Source organism: Rhodococcus sp. BP-332 (assembly GCF_019836065.1).
Lineage (GTDB): Bacteria > Actinomycetota > Actinomycetes > Mycobacteriales > Mycobacteriaceae > Rhodococcoides.
Map to the genome: position 1 here is coordinate 92,937 of NZ_JABUEC010000002.1, position 20,226 is coordinate 113,162.

Sequence of the window (20,226 nt, forward strand, 5' to 3'; positions counted from 1 at the left end):
CGTCTTCGGCATCCGCTAAGGCTGCTGGCTTTTCACTGCCGTGGCTTGCGAGGTGGCCTGACTAGTTGTATGGACCTTCTCGGAAAGACCCGTCCCTGCAGGTGTAAGTTATTCCGGCATTTTCACTGTACATGGTCGTACCCTCGACGCAGTTGTCAAAGTCCGGGGTAATAGCGTCCGCCGGAGGAGTAACCTCCGGCTCTGGCACAGGTTGCGGCGTGTAAGTCTGCTCGGTCGCCGGCGGCGGGACCATGACCTCGACCTCCTGGGGCTCGATTGGCAGCTGGTCCGTTGAGGGAATTGGTGCAATTTCGGGCCCCCGATATGGCGCCGGGGCAATCCCCGTTACGTCCCACTCGAAGGCCTGTCGTGTGTAAGGATCGCGGTAGCCAAGAAGATTGGCTTCGACCGGAACACGAAAAATTTTAATATGGGACGAGCGCGTGTTCGACAGTGGGTTGTCTGCCTGCGTCTGCCCATCGGTATCGCCCGCGCAACCATACTGTCCCTCGATAATCGGCATCGCCCTGACTGTTTGTCCGGTGACGGTGTAGAAGTCAGCGGTTGCCAAGTACGTGCCCGTGAGCGGTATGGCTGCGGTTTCTAGAGCGAATGTCGCAACTAAAAGTTCGTCACCGGTGTCGATGGGTGAGCTGGCTGCACCGTATGTGTCGCAGATGCCGGGATTTACGATACTCTCGAGTGTTATTTTATATGCGCCGTCCATACGCTCTATAGGCTCTCCGATCCGGCCGGTGGTCGCACCACGCCCGGCGACCTTTGATGTCGGCGGATTGGACGACGATTGGTCGTTCGATGAGCAGGAAGCAACGAGCAACATCGCGACGAAGGCTACAACCGTGGTGGTTATGCGCATCCTAGACGCTCCAGTCGGGACGCAGCGTGCGCGTTCGGAGACGAGGAGCAAACCGGGGTTGTCTCCCCGGAGGACTTTCTCCTGGTGAGACCAAAGGACGTCTCTGCCAGTCAAAGAGAGATGTCGTCGCCTTCGCGGGTACATACTCAGACCCTAAAGGAGCTATGCAGCCAAAGAGGTGGTTCCTTGCCTTCGCAGTAGGAGAGGTTCTCGGGTCTTCGTCGGAACGCGGGCGCGCATCATGAGCGGCCTGACAAACCCTGCCTGACGGTTCGCCTTTCCCGTTCTATCGGGATGCCCACTCCGGATCACCGGACATGGTCAGACCCGAACGCCCGTCGAGCAAGCTCATACGGAGGTACTGGTGCCCGCGTCACGGAGGAGCGTTCCGTACTGACCGCCTTTTAGTTTGGCACGTCGCGATCGCGCAGTGGTTGCTGGGCTTCCGGCAGGAGTATCGCTCGTGGCCAACGCAGTTGGTGGCCGGACTAGTCCCCTCATATTCCTGGCCGTGAGACCCGTGGGACTGCCCCGCTCGGTCGTGGCCATATCGAAAGGTCAACGTCGGCGGATCTCGAGAGCCCATCCTGATCGTGGACTTCAGACCCCGGTTTCCGGGGTCTGAAGTCCACAAACAACTCTGGCCCATGCACGTCACGCGTGCATGGGCCAGATGGTCGAGAACTACTTGGTCGCAGACTCCAGAGCCTGATTGAACGTCTTGCTCGGACGCATGATCGACGTCGCCTTCTCGGGATCCGGGTAGTAGTACCCGCCGATGTCGACCGGCTCACCCTGCGCGTCGCCGAGCTCCTTGACGATGGCCTCTTCCTGATCGGCCAGCGTCTTGGCGAGCGGCGCGAAGTGCTTCGCCAGCTCCTCGTCCTCGGTCTGGTTCGCGAGCTCCTGCGCCCAGAACTTGGCGAGGTAGAACTGGCTGCCGCGGTTGTCGAGCTCGCCGGTGGTGCGCGACGGGCCCTTGTTCTCCTCGAGCAGCTTGCCGGTCGCGGCGTCGAGGGCCTTGCCCAGGACGTTCGCCTTGCCGCCGGTCTTCTTGCCCAGGTCCTCGAGGCTGACGGCCAGCGCGAGGAACTCGCCGAGCGAGTCCCAGCGGAGGTGGTTCTCCTCGATGAGCTGCTTAACATGCTTCGGCGCGGAACCGCCGGCGCCCGTCTCGTACAGTCCGCCGCCCGCCATCAAGGGAACGATGGAGAGCATCTTGGCGCTGGTGCCGAGCTCGAGGATCGGGAACAGGTCCGTGAGGTAGTCGCGGAGGATGTTGCCGGTCGCGGAGATCGTGTCCAGGCCGCGGACGACGCGCTCGAGCGTGTACCGCATCGCGCGGACCTGCGACATGATCTGGATGTCGAGGCCCTCGGTGTCATGATCCTTCAGGTACGTGCGGACCTTCTTGATCAGCTCGTTCTCGTGGGGGCGATACGGATCGAGCCAGAAGAGCACCGGCATTCCCGAGTCACGCGCACGGTTGACGGCGAGCTTGACCCAGTCCTGGATCGGCGCGTCCTTGACGATGCAGAGGCGCCAGATGTCGCCCTTCTCCACGTTCTGCGTGAGCATGACCTCGCCGGTCGCCACATCGACGATGTTCGCGACGGCGTCCTCTTCGATCTCGAAGGTCTTGTCGTGCGAGCCGTACTCCTCGGCCTTCTGCGCCATGAGACCGACATTGGGAACGGTGCCCATGGTCGTCGGGTCGAACTGGCCGTTCGTCTTACAGAAGTTCACCATCTCCTGGTAGATGCGGGAGAAGGTCGACTCCGGGTTGACCGCCTTGGTGTCCTTGGGACGGCCGTCGGCTCCCCACATCTTGCCGCCGGCGCGAATCATCGCGGGCATGGAGGCGTCAACGATGACGTCGCTGGGCGAGTGGAAGTTCGAGATGCCGCGTGCTGAGTCGACCATGGCCAGCTCGGGCCGGTGCTCGTGGCACTTGTGCAGATCCTCGACGATCTCGTCGCGCTTCGACGCCGGGAGGGTGTCGATCTTGCTGTAGAGATCGGAGAGGCCGTTGTTGACATTGACGCCGAGCTCTTCGAACAGCTCGTTGTGCTTGGCGAAAGCGTCCTTGTAGAAGACGCGCACCGCGTGACCGAAGACGATGGGGTGCGAGACCCGCATCATCGTGGCCTTGACGTGCAGGGAGAACATGACGCCGGTCTCGTAGGCGTCCTGCATCTGCTCTTCGTAGAACTTGTCCAGCGCCTTCGCGCTCATGAACATGCTGTCGATGACGTCGCCGTCGGTCAGCGAGACCTTCGGCTTGAGGACGACGGTCTCGCCGCTCTTCGTCTCGAGTTCCATCTTGACCTCGCGGTCGCCCTCGACGGTCATCGACTTCTCACCGTGGTAGAAATCGCCCTCGCGCATGTGCGCGACATGCGTGCGCGACGCCGGCGACCACTCGGTCATGCTGTGCGGGTGCTTGCGCGCGTACTCCTTGACGGCCTTCGGCGCGCGGCGGTCGGAGTTGCCCTCACGGAGGACGGGGTTGACGGCGCTACCGAGGCACTTGGTGTAGCGGTCGCGGATCTCCCGCTCCTCGTCCGTCTTCGGGTTGCCCGGGAAGTCGGGGATCTTGTAGCCCTTGTCCTGCAGTTCCTTGATCGCGGCGTGCAGCTGCGGTACCGAGGCACTGATGTTGGGGAGCTTGATGATGTTGGTCTCGGGCAGCTGCGTCAGCTTGCCGAGCTCGGCCAAGTTGTCCGGCACCCGCTGGTCCTCGTCCAGGTAGTCGGGGAACTCGGCGAGGATGCGACTGGCAACGGAGATGTCGCTCGACTCCACCTCGATCCCGGCTGCGCTGGCGAAAGTGCGGATGACCGGCAGGAACGCGTGAGTCGCCAGCATGGGCGCCTCGTCGGTCAGGGTGTAGATGATGGTCGGCTTTTTCTCAGTCATTGCAGGTCTTGCCTCGTTTTCCGTCTGCTCGACGTCGTCTGTCCTTGTGGGCTCGGAGACAACTTTAGTCGTGCAGGGCTGTGTTGTGGCGACCCCGGTCCAGCGGGCTCGATGTGTCTCGAGACATAACCTGACCTGCGCCGACGATCTTCAACCGGAGGTCCGGGAGGCTACCGGTGAGTAACCTGCCGTGACCGGCGGCGGAGGTCGGACGCCGGTGACTCACAGCATTCGACTCAGGAACTGCTTCGTGCGTTCGTTGCGCGGATTGTCGAAGAACTCACTCGGCGCCGCATCCTCGACGATGCGCCCGTCGCTCATGAACACCACGCGATCGGCAGCCGCTCGCGCGAACCCCATCTCATGACTCACCACGACCATGGTCATTCCCTCGTCGCGCAGTCGCAGCATGACGTCGAGAACCTCCTTGACCATCTCCGGATCCAGCGCCGACGTCGGCTCGTCGAACAGCATGACCTCGGGCTTCATCGCGAGCGCTCGCGCGATCGCCACCCGCTGCTGCTGACCGCCGGAGAGCTGAGACGGGTAGTTCTCACTCTTGTCACCGAGTCCGACGAGCGTGAGCAGCTCCTGCGCTTGCAGTCGCGCCTTGTCTTTGGGCGTTCCGAGCACGTGACGTGGGCCGGCGGCGACGTTGTCCAGTGCCGTCATCATCGGGAACAGGTTGAAGTTCTGGAACACCATCCCCGTGTAATGGCGCTGCCGGGCGATGTTCGCCTCGGACAGCGGTGTCCGCTTGCCATCGTCGGAGAACCCCATCAGTTCCCCGCACACCCGGACCGTTCCCGACTCGATCGTCTCGAGGCAGTTGAGTGTGCGGAGCAACGTGCTCTTCCCGCTTCCCGACGGCCCGAGGAGAAGCACCACCTCGCCCTTGGCGACGCGGAAGTCGATGCCGTCGAGCACCACGAGATCGTTGAACGCCTTGGTCATGTCTTGAACGTCGATCATCGTCAGGTTCGCGATCGCCTGGTCGGTCATCGGTTCACCGCCTCCGCGTCGATGACACTGTCGTCGAGCGCTGCCATGTCGGTTCTCCCTTTGCGACGGTAATTTCTGTCGTATCCACGTCCGGCTCGTACTTCCAGACGCTTCTGGATCAGACCCCAGAGCGTGGTGAGCAGGAGGAAGTAGAGCGCTGCTGCGCACAGCCCCTCGAGCACCCTGAAGTTCACCTGGACCAGGAACTGCGTGCGGCGCAACAACTCCTGGACGGAGATCACCGAGACCAGCGTCGTCGTCTTCAGCAGGCCGTTGAAGCTGTTGCCGAGCGGAGGGATCATGACGCGCAGCGCCTGGGGCAACACGACTACGCGGAACACCTTGGTCGGTGACATCCCCAGCGCACGTGCTGCTTCCGTCTGCCCCGTGGGAACGGACAGCAGTCCGGATCGCACGATCTCGGACAGGTAGGCAGCTTCGTTCAGCACCAGTCCGAGCAGCGCCGCCTCGATGACGCCGAGCTTGATACCGACCTGGGGCAGCCCGGTGTAGATGATGACGAGCTGCACGAGCAGCGGGGTCCCTCGCATCAGCCAGACGTAGAACCCCGACACCGCACGGAACGGTAGGAACTTCGACGACCGGGCGACCGCGACGACCACCGCCAGCACCAGACCCAGGATCATGCTGACCACGGTGAGCCAGATGGTCACCCAGGCGCCCTCCAGCAGCTGCTTACTGGTGAGGATGGAGAAGAACGCGTCCCACGACCACATGTCGGAGCCTCTCAGCTCTCGAGCGGGCCGGTGCTGACGGCGATGTCACCCTCGTACCCGCTGACGTCGTACTGCTCGAACAGGTCCGGCAGATAGCCGTCGTCGCGCATCTCGGACAGGACGCGAGCGACCTCACCGGCGGACTTGCTGCCCTTCGCGAAGCCCATGGCGAGGGGCGCCTCGTTGATACCGCCGATGGCGGTCTCGAAGCGGCCGTCCTCCTGGTAGAACGAGGTGACCGACTCGACGATCGATGTTCCGTCGAGCTGCCCTGCCGAGAGTGCCTGATAGGCATCGGCGTTCGTCTTGAACGTCTGCACGGTCAGCGGCGCCTTGCCCTCCGTCGCAAACTGTTCGGACAGCGCGGTGAGAGTGTCGAATTCGTATCCGGGCGCTTCCACACCGACCGTCTTGCCGGCGAGGTCTTCCACCGTGCTGATGCCCTCGGGATTGCCCGACGGAACCGAGATGGACACTGCCTGAACCTCGTACGGCACCAGATCGATGGTCTCGGCGCGCTCGGGTGTGTAGAACATGCCGGTGTCGATCATGTCCCACCGACCACTCTGCACACCGGGGATCTGGGCCTCGAACTCGATGTTGACGAACTTCGGCGTCAGGCAGAGTCGCTTGGCGATCTCTTTGCCCAGGTCGACGCGCATGCCGATCACCTCGCCGTCGGCGTCGACATACTGCATAGGCGGGAGGGTGGCATTCGTGGCCATGGTCAGCGAGCCCTCCTCGGCGAGATCGGCTGCGCCGAGAGTCGGCGTGCAGTCCGTCGGCGCGGCATCCTGCTCCGACGAGGAGCCGCACCCGACGAGGCCGAGGGTCAGGACGCCGGCGGCGGCAATTCCGATGAGCGTGCGCATAGGAGAGACCTTTCGGTGTCGACTGCTGTTCGCAGCGACTGTCTGGATCGGGATGGTCGACCTCGATGGGATCGATTGCATGAACCATCGCAGAGTTCCCGCGAACACGTCAACGTGGTTAACACGGACGACACGTGTTTCAACGAAAGTTAACGTCAGGCCTCGTGAATCACGAGTTCGTGACGGGCGCACACGACGCGCGCTCGACCAATCTGGCGCCGATCCGGTACGTGCGGCCGTCCGGCTTCGACGGCTCGCTCATCTGCTGGAACAGGAGATCCATCGCGACGTTGGCGAGCTGTGAGGCACCGTTGTCGACGACGGTCACGGCCGGGTGCCACAACGAGAGCCACGGCATGTCCTCGTGGCAGATCAGCGACAGGTCGCTGGGCACCGACACCCCTCGTCCGACGAGTGTCGGCAGAATCCCGAACACGGCCTCGTGGTTCGCCGCATAGAGCGCGGTCATGCCGGACGGTTCGTCGAGCAGCGAATCGACAGCTGCGACACCGAATTCGGTGGTGAACGGCCCTTTCTTGACCAACGCCGGGTCGACCTCGATGCCGTGGTCCGCCAGTGCCGAGCGGTAGCCCTCGAACCGCTCCCTGCCGGAGGTGGCGTCTTCAAGACCGCCGATGTAGCCGATGCGTCGGTGACCGAGGTCGAGGAGATGCGCCGTCGCATCGCGCGCGCCGTCCAGGTCGTCGGCGAGGACGGTGGGTGCGGCGCTCCCCCGGACAGACCTGATCACGTTGACAACAGCCCGGCCCTGGGACAGCAGCGCGTTGGATTCGACTGCGCTGCGCCCACTCCCGATGACGATGGTTCCATCGACTCCGTGGTCTCCCAGCATCGCGAGCACATCTCGCTCGCGGGCCGGGTCCGCATCGGTGATGCACAGCAGAACTTGAAAGCCGTTGTCCGAGCACCTCTTGTGGACAACTTCGGCGACGGTGTGGAACGTCGCGTTGAGGAGGTTGTTCATCACGAGACCGACGAGATGCGACTTGTTGGAGCGCAGCGCACTCGCAGCTCTGTTGGGCCGGTACCCCAGTGTTCGGGCCGCTTCCTCGACGGTCCGTCGGGTATCGGCCGAGATCAGCGTCGACCCGCTCAACGCCCGGGAAGCCGTGCTGCGCGAGACTCCCGCGGCAGCAGCCACGTCAGCCAGAGTGACCGTCATCGACCCTTACCTCCCCTCGTCGCCGATCGTGCACAGACTCTCCCACGCCGAGCCTCGCTCGTTACAAGTGCGTTTCCGGCTTGACGATGTGTCTTCACCGGCGGCAGTCTATGCAATCGATCCCATCGAATCGACCCAGTCCGGCTTCCACGCCGCACGAAAGGTATTCATGAACCGCGATGACGTCGCCTGGTCCGGCTACTGGCCCGCTGCACCCACCCCGTTCACCGCCGCCGGCGCAGTCGACACGGACGCCCTGGCCTCTCTCATGAACCTGTACGCCGACCACGAGGTCGACGGCGTTCTCGTCAACGGCAGCACCGGCGAGTGGTTCAGCCAGAGTGACGCCGAGCGGCGCACCGTCGCCGAGGTCGCCATCGACGCGGTCCGCGGACGCTTCCCCGTCGTCATCGGCGTCAGTGCCTACACCGCACGCGACTCCGCAGCACTCGCGCGGCATGCCGAGTCGTCAGGCGCCGACGGCGTGCTGGCCACACCTCCGCCCTACGTTCATCCGTCGAAGGACGAACTGCTCGCCTTCTACCGATCCGTCAGCACGGCAACGGCATTGCCGTTCATGGTCTACAACTGGCCGCGTGGAGTCGCTGTCGACATGGGCACTCTGCCCGGGCTGTTCACCGAGCTCGCAGCCCTCGACAACGTGGTGGCCGTCAAGGACAGCACCGGCAACTGGCTCTCCATGCTCGACACCGTCGAGGCGGTGGCGGGCACGGTCCGAGTCTTCGGCAGCTTCCTTCACCACCGCGGACTCGCAGCGTTGCTGAATCTGGGTGGCGACGGGAACATCGACGGCGGCGGAGTGGGCGCACCCTTCGCCGTGCCGTTCTACCGTGCCGTCGCTGCGCGCGACGCGGCCGCCGCGCGGTCCTGGGCCGACAGGTACCGCGCGCTGTCCGGACGTCTGATCAACCCCGACTACAGCGGCGTCTACGCCTCTCCCATTCCCCAGCTCAAAGCCGTCATGAACCTTCTCGGACAACCCGGCGGGAGCGTGCGCGAACCGCTGTTGCCCGTGACGGACCCGACGACGCTGGACCACCTGGCGCGGATCGTCGAGAACTCGGGAATCGCCGAGGCATCCCGGACGGCAGGAGTGGGCAGTGCAGTCTGACTTCGACGTGGTCGTCGTCGGAGCCGGCATCGTCGGCGCTGCGACGGCCCTGGCACTGACGAGGTCCGGCGCTCGCGTCGTCGTGCTCGACCGATCCGCACCCAACACCGGTGGCTCCGGGACCACGGCGGGCAACCTCCACATCCAGACGATTCACACTCGCCGCCCCGGCCAAGGCGCGGCCGTGGACGTCCGACGACTCCTCCCGCTGCAGCACCGCACCAGCTCGCTGTGGAACGACCTTGCCGACAGCGTTCCCGGTCTCGGCCTCAACCGCTGCGGTGGCTACATGGTCGCCGAGACGGACGACCAGGTGCAGACACTCGAGACCAAACACGACTGGGAACGCACAGCGGGAATTCCCACGGAGGTGCTGACCGGATCCGAGGCACGCCGGTTGTTGTCGGCTCTGGGACCCAGCGTCCAAGCGGCGACCTGGTGTCCCCTCGACGGATTCGCGGAGCCTGACCTCGCGGGGCCCGCAACACTGCGTCAGGCCGAGGCCGAGGGTGCCGTCCTGCGGTCGCACTCTCCCGTCACGGGTGTGGAACGAGTCGGCGACCTGTGGAGGGTGACCACTCCCGACTCCACGTGGGTCGCACCCACCGTGATCGACGTCGCCGGTCCGTGGATGGCCGGCATCGCGTCGATGGCCGGCATCTCGTTGGACCTTCGGCCGACGTCACTGCAGATGCACGCACTCGCCGCACCCTCGCACACCCTCGACGTCCTCGTGCAGCACGTCGGAGAAGGCATGTCGATCAAGCAGGATAGGCGGAGTCGCCTCGTGCTCGGCGGTGGATGGCCGGCCGGCACGTTCCACGACACGGACGCTGCGTCGTCCCTGCCCGAGAGCACCACCGGAAATCTCGCACAGGTCGAGCGACTGCTCCCCTCCCTCGCCTTGCTCCCCCTCGTCGACACGTGGACCGGCCCCGTACTGACGACGCCCGACGAGATGCCGGTCATCGGTGCCGTCGACGGCGCACCGGGGTTCTACGTCGCCGGCGGCACCTACTCGTTCACCTTCGCGCCGCTCTGGGCGCAGCTACTCACCTCGATGGTGCACAGACGAGTGCCGGACATCGACGTCAGCGAATTCTCACCGGCTCGACTCACCTCGTTCGCGGAACACGGAAGGTAGGCACCCATGGCACTGGTCACGATGTTCGTCAACGGACAGGCGATGTCCGGAGGAACGCTCAACGACGCCCTTCACCGAGCGCGACTGCTCGGTCCGGCGATCACCGCACCGAAGTACCAGTTCTTCTCCGTACGAGACGAATTCCCCGGACTGCACCCCGTGTCCTCCGGTGGCCACGCCGTACCCGGTGAGCTGTACGAGGTGGAGTACGACGTCCTCCGAGAAGAGCTTCTTCCTCGCGAACCCGAGGAATTGGAGCTCGGCGTCATCGAGCTCGCCGACGGGGGTGGCTCCCTCTCGATGCGCATGCGCCGTGAGGCACTCGACCGCTCGGATGTCACCGACATCAGTGAGCTCGGCGGGTGGCTCGCATACCGGGCGACGCTGCGATGAAGGTGATCAGAGGAGGAACCCTCGTCGAGTCGAATTGGCACGGGCCCGCCGATCTCCTGATCAACGACGGCACTGTCGTCGCCGTTCTTGCTCCCGGCGCCGACGTGGACCCAGCAGCGGAGGTCGTCGACGCCACCGGGAAGCTGGTGATGCCCGGAGGCGTCGACCCGCACTGCCACGTCGGCTTCACGTCGGGCGAGTTCACGTCGCTCGACTCGTACCGCGAGTGCACGACGGCTGCCGTGTTCGGCGGCACCACGACGATCGTCGATTTCGCGATCCCGCGGCCCGGTCAGTCCCCGCTCGATGCCGCAGAGCAGCAGCGGCAGAAGGCGACCGACGGCCTGTGCGACTCAGCCCTGCACGCGTGCGTCGTCGACTGGGACGACACGACCGCGGACCAGCTCGCCACGATGGCGCAGGACGGCATTCGCACCGTGAAGATGTTCACGACCTACGCCGGCGAGACCATGGCGAACGAGCACACCATTCTCAAGACCATGCAGACCACTCGCGATCTGGGTGGGATGGTCATCATCCACTGCGAGTCGGACGCCATCGTCACGGATTCGCAGACGACGGCCGCGGCCACCGAGGGCATCGACGCTGCCCACATGTCGATGACGCGACCCGAGATAGCCGAGACGGCAGCCGTTGCCGCCATTCTGGCGATCGCGGAGTCTCAGGACGCACCCGTCTACTTCGTGCACCAGTCCACGGCGGCGGCAGTCGAGCTGGTGGCGGATGCGCGCACCCGCGGACTGGTCGCCTTCACGGAGTCGGTGGCGCACCACCTGATCCTGGACGACAGCGCCTACGGCGGCGAGAACCCCGAACGGTTCGTGTGCTGTCCACCGCTCAGGTCGGCCGACGCAGTCGAGGAACTGGGGCAGCACCTGTTCACCGGCCACATCACCACCATCGGATCCGACCACTGCTGCTACGACACAGCGCAGAAGGAGGTCCACAGCCACGATGTCCGCCACATGCCCAACGGGCTACCGGGAGTGGAGACCAGGCTGCCGGTCATCTTCTCGCGCTACGTGCGCGACTCGAACCTGACCGCCAGCAGGTTCGTCGAGCTCACGTCGACGAATCCGGCCAAGACCAACGGACTCTTCCCTCGCAAGGGAACACTGATGCCCGGCGCCGACGCGGACATCGCACTGTGGGATCCGGACGTCGAATGGACCGTCGACGTCGATGCTCTCCACATGGCCACCGACTACACGCCGTATCAAGGGATGACGCTTCGAGGGAAACCCGTCACCGTGCTCGTCGGAGGAACCATCGTCGTCCGGGAGGGGGAGCTGGTCGACGGGACGCCGAGGGGTCGGCATCTGCAGGCCGACCCGCTCGACTTCGAGGGCGGGCGGCGGACGCAGGTCTGATTCCCGGGTGTCGATGTCCCCGGCGCAGTGTGGTCAGGAAGCAGGACCCCGGTGAATGCGCCAGACTTCCACTCTCAAGGTGGGACCCCTACGATCGAACCGCGGCTCGCCTGTTGTCGACGGCTCGACAACAGGTCGCGAAAGTGACGCGGTGGATAGATGGGCGGACTTCAGTGTCGTCGATCGGGATAACATCCATGCCCCGGTGTCCGCCGCAGTGTAGGGCCTCGCCCGAGGACGCCCTATTCTCTTCTGAAAGTACACTGGACCAGAACGAGTAGAATCTAGGGGTGGGCATGACAACGGAACTACGCAGGGTCACTAACTTCGGTGCCATCGACGCCGACGCAGATGAGCTATTGAAAGATTGTTTCACGGACCATCCTTCGTACCTAGACGTTGAACATATGCGGCGTTTCCTCGTACTCGGCCGAAAAGGCTCAGGAAAAACCGCGATCTATAAGGAACTCCTCAATTCTAGCGAATGGGACCACCTGTCGTTCGGATATAGCTTCGACGACTACCCATGGCATCATCACGATCTCCAAGCACAGTCAGGCGTTCCAGAAGAAAGGCGCTACAGCCACAGCTGGCGTTACATGATCTTGATAGGAATGGCAAAACTCCTACTGAACACAGATCAGAGTCAACCGCATTCCGAAGAATCTCAAGAAGCGCTTTCGAGCCTTGAGAAATTCATAGTTGATTCTTACGGAACGCGTGATCCCGAGATGAGCCAATTGTTCAGCCCCGAAAAAGAGATCAAGCTGAAGGGAACTCTGGATCTGAAGTTCCTGCAGATTAACGGAGAACGAATTGGCGTGCGCGAGCTGCCGATTCACATACAAGCGGTCAATAGTGCAATGCAAGATCGCATCATAACTGCATTAAACCCAAGCATCTCATACTATGTTTGTTTCGACCAGTTGGACTTGGGCTTCACGCTCACCGAGCCCAACTACAAACATCGACTAGTAGGACTTCTACTTGCGGCGAAAGACCTTTTGTGGCAGCGCGTCAGCGTCAAAAGAAATTCAATCCCGTAGTCTTCTTGCGCGACGATATTTATCAAGATTTGCAATTCGAAGACAAAAACAAAATCACCGAAAACTACTCGACTAATATCCGATGGGATCTAGACGGTGCGGCCCTCAGCCTACGAGACCTCATGGAGAAGCGTTTTAGCAAGACAATGAACGACGGAACAGTCCCGGTGTCCTGGAACAGCATTTTCGACGAGTCGGACGACTCACGCATGCCGGGGCGTCAAACAAAGTATCAGCATATTTGCGATCGTACATTACTCAGGCCACGGGACATGATCAAGTTTTGCAACGAGATACTTGAGTCTCACAAGGCGCATGAGTCGGATGATCTATTGATTGCAAATAACGCCATACACCATGCCCGTACCAGATACTCAGATTATCTACTCAACGAAATCGACGACGAGATCGCCAAACACGTGCCGGAATATCGTTCTTACCTTGAAATAATCAAGTCCGTCGGATCAGAAAAATTCGAATTGGGCGACTTTGAAAATGTTAGCCAGACACACTCTGCGCCGAATGAAACGGCGCCTCGCGACGCACTTGGACAATTATTCGAATTTTCAGTGGTCGGGTACCTGCGCCCTGGCGGCCGAGGTGGGGGTTCCACATATGTCTGGCGATACAAGGATCCTCGAGCTCGATTCGATCCATCTGCTAGCTCCTTCCGAGTTCACCCCGGCTTCAAAGAAGTGCTGGGACTAGTGCGATAGGGCGGGACTATGTCCGACGCCTGCGTTGACTGCGGCACTACCTCAACGGGGTAAGAACCGCATACGTCTGGGCCCGTTGATTATCTGACCAGCACCAGCAATGGACTCGCGGCGAGTATCTCTTGCCCGACCATCAGGTGTCATCTCCGGTCGGCCGGCGCTCGGTTCGAGAGGCAGGGCGGAGACGTATACGCCAGACTTCCATCGTGTCGACGACCGACAGAGCACGCATCCCCCGTTCCGGCATCGTCGGCGGCACGTTCGCCTTACTCGGCGCCCTCTACTTCGCGCAGGGGTTGCCCTTCGGCTTCTTCACCCAAGCACTGCCCGTGGTGTTGCGGCGGTCCGGCTACTCCCTGGTCGCGATCAGCGCGAGCGGAGTGCTGTTCGCGCCGTGGGCGCTGAAGTTCCTGTGGGCACCGTATGTCGACAGGTACGGAAGTCGACGACGGTGGCTGCTCTCGCTCCAACTCGGCGCAGCGGCAGTCGCATTGGTACTGGCCTGCCTCGACCTCGCGTCCGGCCTGCAGTGGCTGTTCGTCGGCATCGCCGTGGTGAACGTCCTGTCCGCGACGCAAGACGTCGTCACCGACGGGCTCGCCGTCCGGCTGCTCGACGCACGCGACCGAGGCGTGGGCAACGGGATCCAACTCGGGGCGTACCGCATCGGCATGATCGTCGGCGGCGGCGTTCTGCTGTGGCTGTTTTCGTTCGCGGGATGGCGAGCACTGTTCGTCGCGATGGCCGTGTTGATCGTCGCGTCCACGATCCCGGTCCTCCTGCTCCGCACCCAACTCGACAGGGCGGATGTGCGACCGGCGGAGTCGACGACCGCCGTCCGCCTCGCCGGAACGTGGTGGGTTCGCCTACGCCGACCGGGTGTCCTGGCGTTCATCGGCCTGATCGCCGCCTACAAGTTCGGCAACTCGATGGGGTCGGCCCTCGTCGGTCCGTTCCTCTCCGACCTCGGACTCTCCCTGGGGCAGATCGCGCTCCTCGAAGGCGGTGTCGCCTCGGGCTCCGCGCTCGCCGGTGCCGCACTGGGTGCTTGGTACGCGACGCGCTTCGGCCGACGACGTGCCCTGCTCGTCGCCGGCATCACGCAAACCCTGGCGCTCGGCTTCTACGTCGCCGCGGCACTCGACATCGGCGGGATTGCCCTCGTGGTGACCGCCAGTGTCAGCGAGCACGTCTTCGGCGGCGCCGCGACTGTCGTGCTGTTCGCCCTCATGATGGATGCCTCCGAACGTGTCTACGCGGGAACCGATTACACCCTGCTCGCGTGTGCCGTCGTCTTCTCCCAGGGCATCGCCGGACTCGCGGCGGGCGTGGTGGGCCAGGCCTTCGGTTACGCCGCCATGTTCGGGACGGGCCTCGTCCTGTCAGGGCTGGGATGCGCGCTCCTGCTCTGGGCGCTGAAGAGAGGCATCGGGCCCGTGCAGTTGAGCGAGTCGGGCGTCATGGCCCCCGGTCGGACCTGGCCGCGGCCGCCGTAGTGTCGAACCATGGCAGTGCGCGCGGGTGTGGTGGTCACGGGTAGCGAGGTTCTGGCCGGGCGGGTCAGCGACCGCAACGGCCCCTGGGTGGCTCGGCAACTCCTACAGATGGGAGTCGATGTCGCCCACCTGACAGTGTGCGGTGACCGGCCGGCCGATCTGACGGCACAAGTCCAGTTCCTCGCCGGTCAGCGCGTCGACCTCATCATCACGACCGGCGGCCTCGGCCCGACTGCGGACGACCTCACCGTCGAGACCGTCGCCGCGCTGTACGGCCGCGAGATGCACCTCGACGTCGAACTCGAAGGCCGCATCACGGCCATCGTCGAACGCTGGCGCAGTCGGCTCGGCAGCGTCGCCGACTCCGAACCACTGCGAGCCGGCGTACGCAAGCAAGCGATGGTTCCTGCCGGAGCGCAGTCGATCCCGCCGACAGGCACGGCACCGGGCGTGGCCATGGCCGACGACTCGGGGACGCTCCCCACGGTCCTCATCCTTCCGGGGCCGCCCTCCGAACTGCAGTCGATGTGGCCGGAGGCGATCGAGAGCGCACCCGTCGCCGCTGTGCTCGCGCAGAGGACGTCGGTTACAGAGGACACCATCCGGGCCTATGGCTTGTCTGAGGCCGACCTGGCCGCGACCTTGCGCACCGCAGAGAGCTCGATTGCCGGGTTCGGGGATCTGGCGATCACCACCTGCCTGTCGCGCGGTGAACTCGAGATGGTCACCCGTTACGAGAAGTCCGCGGCCGGCGCCTATTCCGACGTGCTGGCGCTCATCGAGCAACACCATGGCGCGCAGATCTTCTCGACCGACGGATCCACCATCGACGACATCGTGACAGCTCGTTCTGGTGGCCGCCGCATCGCGACGGCGGAATCGTGCACCGGCGGCATGATCGCCGCACGGCTCACCGATCGGGCAGGCTCGTCGGCCTACGTGGTCGGCGGTGTGGTGTCGTACGCCAACGAGGTGAAGATCGGCTCACTCGACGTCCCTGCCGACATGATCGACGAGCTCGGCGCTGTCAGTGAACCCGTGGCCGCCCGCATGGCCGAAGGAGCGCTGCACCGCGTCGGTGCTGATGTCGCCGTCTCGACCAGCGGAGTCGCAGGGCCTGGCGGCGGTACGGAGAGCAAGCCCGTCGGAACCGTATGCTTCGGCATCGCTGTCGCGGGCCGACCGACCGTCACGCGGACGCTGCGGCTACCCGGTGATCGTGCGAGTGTCCGAGCGCTCTCGGTAACCGTCGCGATGCACATGCTCGCGGACGCACTCGGCGACGCCTGAGCGTTAGATGGACACCACCCCTGCACTCCCCCGCTGGCAGTTCGCTTCAGATGATCTCCTCACGCGCTACGTCGTGGTCACCGACGAGGACGTGAGCGGCTGGTCCATCCACACCCACCATGTGGACGGCACACCTGACACGTCTCCGTTCACCCAACACCGCGCCCAAGCAGACGACACCGGTCGAGTGTTCTTTCACGACGACGGGCCGACGCAGGTGTGGGCCGCAGAGATCGACGCCGCAGCTTTGCTGATCAGTCTCGAAACGCCGACGGGCGTCCTGCTCGAGGTCGACCAGTGGGACGCGATGACCGCGTGGCTCGTCGAGTCGATGCAGGATGAACCAGCCGGGCTCGTCATCGATCTCGGACCCAACACCGACATCCCCGACGACGAGCTCGACGACATCGAGCTCATCGCCGCGCAGCTGCACCGCCTCGACGACGGGGTAGTGATGGTGCGCCGCTCACGGCGCATCCTCCACACACTTCGCTTCGCCGACCATTCGGTGCAGGGACTGGTTCTCGACCGATGGCACCACGACGGGCATTTCGACGACTGCACCGACGGGTACCTGTTCAGCCGCGATCTCGCTCTCGCGGCCGGCGCGTGTGTCGCGTGGGTGCGTGATGCCGGCGGCGTGGAGGCCGCCGATCGGCTCGGGTGTTCGTTCGACTTCGCGGACGAGCTACCCGGGCAGGCATGACGTCATGCAATCACATCGCGCTCGGGGTCAAGTGTTTCGAACAGGTGCGCGGAGCCAGGCTCCGTTAGAGGAGTTCTCAGAGGGGGAAACGTGGACGTCGCGAGATCTTGTCGCTACGGCGACCGTCATCCACGTCCTGTGATGCGCAGTCCCCGCCACCCAGCCGCAGCGGACGCCAGGGCCCCGGCTGCTCCCCCGATCACCGGATAACTCCACCAGGGAACCGGAAGCGCGTTCCACCATCCAGAGCCGGCGTGATCGAGCGTCAGGGTGGTCGAGTAGCTCTTCGTCATCTCGACGCCACGCAACGGCGCGTAGGCGCCGTCGTAGATCACCTCGCTCTGATCACGATAAAGTGCGAACCCCTCGACACCCAGGAAAACCAAGCCGATCACGACGCCCGCAAGGGCGCCCCACAGAACGAGAGTGCGCACGCAGCACCCTAACCGGTGTCACGCCGTGCGCGTCTTCTCTACGCCGCAGCGGTCGTACCTCGACAGTAGGAACGGCTTACATCAGCCCATGTGAACCGGGGTGTCGCCGGCCGGCAGGTCGGTCTTGCGAGCACGAACCAACACCAGCACGATCGGCGTGATCAGGATGACCATGATCGCCGCTGCCGCGAACGCGTGCGCGTATCCGGAGACCTCCGCGGAGAACATGTAGTCGATCGTGGAGTTGATGAAGTTGCGGATCGGTTCCGGCAGGGCTGCGAGCTCGGAATCGGACGGCAGGGTCTGCGACGCCAGGGCCTCCGGGGGCACTCCGGCGGGCGGCACGGGCGCGATGTTCGACGACAGGTAGGACGACTTGGCGGACGTGTAGATCGTGGTGAAGACGGCGGTTCCTAAGGCGCCACCGATCTGCAGGGCCGCGTTGACGAGTGCGCTGGCAGCGCCGGCGTCGTGATCAGCGACCCCGATGAGGGCCACGTTCTGCATCGGCACCATGAGCAGACCCAGCCCGAGCCCGAGGAGCATCACTCCGGGAAGCACGTGCGTCCAGTACGAGGTGTCGACGCCGATCTGAGTGAGCAGGACCAGACCGATGGCCGAGATGACGGGGCCGGCAGCCATCAACGGCTTCGGTCCCACGCGAGGCATCAATGCGGACGCTGCGGCGGCGGTGATCATGATGCCGCCGGTCATGGGGAGGGAGGCGACTCCGGCGACGACGGGGCTGAATCCGAGCACGATCTGGAAGTAGAAGGTCAGGTACAAGGTGCCGCCGAGAAGGGCGGCGCCGATGATGGCCGAACCGAGGTAGGCGGACCCACGGTCTCGATCCAGCAGGACGCCTAGCGGCAGAAGCGGATTGGCAGACCGGGACTCGACGACGACGAACGCGGCCAGTAGAACGATGCCCAGCGCGATGAAGCTGAGGGTTGAGACGTTGGACCAGCCGTCTTCAGCCTCGGTGAACCCGTAGACGAGTGAGCCGAGCCCGAGGGCGACCAGAATCGCGCCGGGAACGTCGTACCGCGTGTCGCCCTCAGCCTTGCTCTCCTTGACCAAAGGGATAGCGGCGGCGGCCGCGAAGATCGCGACGGGAACATTGACCAACAGGCACCAGCGCCAGTTGGCGTACTCGGTGAGCACGCCGCCGAGCAGCAGGCCTACGGCAGCGCCGCCACCGGCGATGGCACCGAAGACACCGAACGCCTTGGCTCGTTCCTTCTCGTCGGTGAACGTAGTGGTCAGGATGGCAAGCGCAGCGGGGGCGAGCAGGGCGGCGAAGACGCCCTGGCCGGCACGGGCGATGAAGAGCTGGTAGCCCTCCTGCGCCAGGCCACCGATGGCCGAGGCGATCGCGAATCCCGCCATGCCGACAAGGAAGGACCGCTTGCGGCCCCAGTAGTCGGCGATGCGGCCACCGAGCAGCAGCAACGCACCGAACGCGAGCGCGTAGGCGGTGATGACCCACGCGCGGCTGCTGTCGCTGATGCCCAGGTCTTCCTGCGCCTGCGGCAGAGCGATGTTGACGATGGTCGCGTCCAGCACGATCGTCAGCTGAGTGATGGCGACGATGCACAGCACGAGCCAACGACGCTCGTAGTTCGGATTGGCGTCGTTCTCTGACGACACGATGTCGGGCGTGCTGGTCACGGGCGTGCCTCGGTCCTGGGAAAGGTAAGCGGTGGAATGTCTGTTCGACGATTCGAAAATGTACCGTCGCGGTCCGACACGGTCAAACGAACTAGTTGGTTGGCGTAGGATTCGGCGTGTGAAGTCGGACACCCCCATCTCCCCCGCCGCCTCTGACACGCGTGAACGAATCCTCGATGCCGCACGCCGCGAGTTCGCCGAGCACGGCCTCGCCGGCGCTCGCGTCGACCGGATCGCACTGGCGTCTCGCTCCAGCAAAGAGCGCCTGTACGCGTACTACGGCGGCAAGGAGCGGCTGTTCGACGCGGTACTGGACCACGGTTTCCGGCGGTTCGTCGAGTCCGTGCACTTCACCCCACGCGATCTACCCGGGTACTCCATGGATGCCTTCACCCGCCTCGCGAGTGAGAAGGACGAGCACCGGATGCTGCTCTGGGCACAGTTGCAGGGCCATCTCCCCGCAAGCGAACACGCCGAGGTGATGAGTGAGCGTGTTCGCGAGGTCGAGCAGGCTCAGCGCGACGGATACGTCGACTCCCATTGGAGTGCAACCGATCTGATGACGTTGATTTTCGGTGTGCTGTTCAGCTGGTTCACCACACCGGACCTCGACCAGCAAGCCCATCGGCGGTGGGACGACGACGAGATCGCGCGGCATCGTCTCGTCGTCGGCGAGGCGGTCAGGAGATTGGCGGAGCCGCGGGTAGAACGATGATCACCCGATTGAAGGAGCCCCGTGACCGCGTCCGAGGAACGCCGCCTGATAGCTATTGCCGCAGTAGCCGGTGTCGCTCAAAACGCCATCGCGATCCCCTACGTCCGAGAGCACGGCACTCGCTCGGTGGCAGACTTCTTCGTCGGCAAGATCTAGTCGACGGTGCCCGGAAAGTTCGCGATGGTCAATCTGATTCTCGTCGTCGTCGCGTTCCACGCGTGGGCGCTGCCGGAGTCGGGTCGACTCGGGATCCGCCGATGGTGGTGGGCAACGCTATTCATGACCTTTACCGTGGGGATCGGCACCGCGATCCCCTTCTTCCTCGCTGCACGGGCTCGGGCGTTGCGACTGGCGACCTGACGGGTTCCCGCGCAGGTAGACCGTGCCCCGCTGCGCAGCATTCTGCGTAGAGACTTGTTCTCGACAGCCGACACCAACGACGCGCGTATCGACGACTGCACCGACGGGTAGTTGTTGTTGCCGAGTGGACAGTGCGTCCGAC

General features: G+C 64.0%; 20 protein-coding genes. 12 read left to right on the forward strand and 8 right to left on the reverse strand.

Features of this window, described 5'->3' with window-relative positions:
• Window positions 1-61: 61 nt before the first annotated feature.
• From HQ314_RS06245 to HQ314_RS06270, 6 genes are all read right to left on the reverse strand, one after another.
• Window positions 62-877 (reverse strand): hypothetical protein, encoded by an 816-nt coding sequence (locus tag HQ314_RS06245; RefSeq protein WP_222649601.1) that lies wholly within the window; start codon window positions 875-877, stop codon window positions 62-64.
• 684 nt (window positions 878-1,561) lie between these two features.
• Window positions 1,562-3,796 carry an NADP-dependent isocitrate dehydrogenase gene (locus tag HQ314_RS06250; protein ID WP_222649602.1) on the reverse strand — a complete coding sequence of 745 codons (2,235 nt, stop codon included), beginning with the start codon at window positions 3,794-3,796 and terminating at the stop codon, window positions 1,562-1,564.
• Between the two features lie 222 nt (window positions 3,797-4,018).
• Window positions 4,019-4,768 carry an amino acid ABC transporter ATP-binding protein gene (locus HQ314_RS06255; protein WP_222650034.1) on the reverse strand — a complete coding sequence of 250 codons (750 nt, stop codon included), beginning with the start codon at window positions 4,766-4,768 and terminating at the stop codon, window positions 4,019-4,021.
• Window positions 4,769-4,794: 26 nt separating this feature from the next.
• The gene (locus HQ314_RS06260; protein WP_222649603.1) at window positions 4,795-5,535 is read right to left on the reverse strand and encodes an amino acid ABC transporter permease; all 741 of its coding nucleotides are present in this window, start codon (window positions 5,533-5,535) and stop codon (window positions 4,795-4,797) included.
• An 11-nt stretch (window positions 5,536-5,546) separates the two neighbouring features.
• Complete coding sequence (locus HQ314_RS06265; protein WP_042572933.1) at window positions 5,547-6,407, reverse strand: ABC transporter substrate-binding protein; 861 nt, start codon at window positions 6,405-6,407, stop codon at window positions 5,547-5,549.
• Window positions 6,408-6,576: 169 nt separating this feature from the next.
• Window positions 6,577-7,590 (reverse strand): LacI family DNA-binding transcriptional regulator, encoded by a 1,014-nt coding sequence (locus HQ314_RS06270; protein ID WP_222649604.1) that lies wholly within the window; start codon window positions 7,588-7,590, stop codon window positions 6,577-6,579.
• 169 nt (window positions 7,591-7,759) lie between these two features.
• Between HQ314_RS06270 and HQ314_RS06275 the strand changes: the two genes are divergently transcribed.
• The 9 genes from HQ314_RS06275 to HQ314_RS21660 all read left to right on the forward strand — a co-directional run bounded on the left by HQ314_RS06275 (window position 7,760) and on the right by HQ314_RS21660 (window position 16,904).
• Window positions 7,760-8,722 (forward strand): dihydrodipicolinate synthase family protein, encoded by a 963-nt coding sequence (locus HQ314_RS06275; RefSeq protein WP_222649605.1) that lies wholly within the window; start codon window positions 7,760-7,762, stop codon window positions 8,720-8,722.
• On the forward strand, window positions 8,712-9,866 hold the full coding sequence (locus HQ314_RS06280) for an FAD-binding oxidoreductase (RefSeq protein ID WP_308119270.1): 1,155 nt from the start codon (window positions 8,712-8,714) through the stop codon (window positions 9,864-9,866). Before HQ314_RS06275 ends, HQ314_RS06280 begins: the two co-directional genes overlap by 11 nt.
• Before the next feature lie 6 nt (window positions 9,867-9,872).
• Entirely contained in the window at window positions 9,873-10,259 is a 387-nt protein-coding gene (locus HQ314_RS06285) for a gamma-glutamylcyclotransferase (RefSeq protein ID WP_222649606.1), read from the forward strand.
• Complete coding sequence (gene hydA / locus HQ314_RS06290; protein WP_222649607.1) at window positions 10,256-11,650, forward strand: dihydropyrimidinase; 1,395 nt, start codon at window positions 10,256-10,258, stop codon at window positions 11,648-11,650. The genes HQ314_RS06285 and hydA overlap by 4 nt, the downstream gene beginning before the upstream one ends.
• 296 nt (window positions 11,651-11,946) lie before the next feature.
• Entirely contained in the window at window positions 11,947-12,696 is a 750-nt protein-coding gene (locus tag HQ314_RS06295; protein WP_374197829.1) for a P-loop ATPase, Sll1717 family, read from the forward strand.
• Complete coding sequence (locus HQ314_RS06300; protein ID WP_222649609.1) at window positions 12,657-13,412, forward strand: P-loop ATPase, Sll1717 family; 756 nt, start codon at window positions 12,657-12,659, stop codon at window positions 13,410-13,412. The genes HQ314_RS06295 and HQ314_RS06300 overlap by 40 nt, the downstream gene beginning before the upstream one ends.
• Before the next feature lie 206 nt (window positions 13,413-13,618).
• Complete coding sequence (locus HQ314_RS06305; protein WP_222649610.1) at window positions 13,619-14,908, forward strand: MFS transporter; 1,290 nt, start codon at window positions 13,619-13,621, stop codon at window positions 14,906-14,908.
• Window positions 14,909-14,917: 9 nt separating this feature from the next.
• Complete coding sequence (locus HQ314_RS06310; protein WP_222649611.1) at window positions 14,918-16,198, forward strand: competence/damage-inducible protein A; 1,281 nt, start codon at window positions 14,918-14,920, stop codon at window positions 16,196-16,198.
• A 7-nt stretch (window positions 16,199-16,205) separates the two neighbouring features.
• Window positions 16,206-16,904: a hypothetical protein gene (locus HQ314_RS21660; RefSeq protein ID WP_308119272.1), complete on the forward strand. Its 699-nt coding sequence runs from the start codon at window positions 16,206-16,208 to the stop codon at window positions 16,902-16,904.
• 125 nt (window positions 16,905-17,029) lie between these two features.
• On the opposite strand, the gene HQ314_RS06320 is transcribed toward HQ314_RS21660, so the two are convergent.
• Both HQ314_RS06320 and HQ314_RS06325 read right to left on the reverse strand, forming a co-directional pair.
• Window positions 17,030-17,338, reverse strand: a complete 309-nt coding sequence (locus HQ314_RS06320) for a hypothetical protein (RefSeq protein WP_222650100.1) — start codon at window positions 17,336-17,338, stop codon at window positions 17,030-17,032.
• An 81-nt stretch (window positions 17,339-17,419) separates the two neighbouring features.
• Complete coding sequence (locus HQ314_RS06325) at window positions 17,420-19,009, reverse strand: MFS transporter (RefSeq protein WP_308119273.1); 1,590 nt, start codon at window positions 19,007-19,009, stop codon at window positions 17,420-17,422.
• Window positions 19,010-19,127: 118 nt separating this feature from the next.
• On the opposite strand from HQ314_RS06325, the gene HQ314_RS06330 reads away from it, so the two are divergent.
• The 3 genes from HQ314_RS06330 to HQ314_RS21670 are packed head-to-tail and all read left to right on the forward strand — an operon-like array spanning window position 19,128 to window position 20,084.
• Complete coding sequence (locus HQ314_RS06330; RefSeq protein WP_308119274.1) at window positions 19,128-19,724, forward strand: TetR family transcriptional regulator; 597 nt, start codon at window positions 19,128-19,130, stop codon at window positions 19,722-19,724.
• Between the two features lie 21 nt (window positions 19,725-19,745).
• A complete protein-coding gene (locus HQ314_RS21665) occupies window positions 19,746-19,880 on the forward strand; it encodes a hypothetical protein (protein ID WP_308119276.1) in 135 nt (44 codons plus the stop codon).
• Between the two features lie 24 nt (window positions 19,881-19,904).
• Complete coding sequence (locus HQ314_RS21670) at window positions 19,905-20,084, forward strand: DUF2834 domain-containing protein (protein ID WP_308119277.1); 180 nt, start codon at window positions 19,905-19,907, stop codon at window positions 20,082-20,084.
• Window positions 20,085-20,226: the final 142 nt, after the last annotated feature.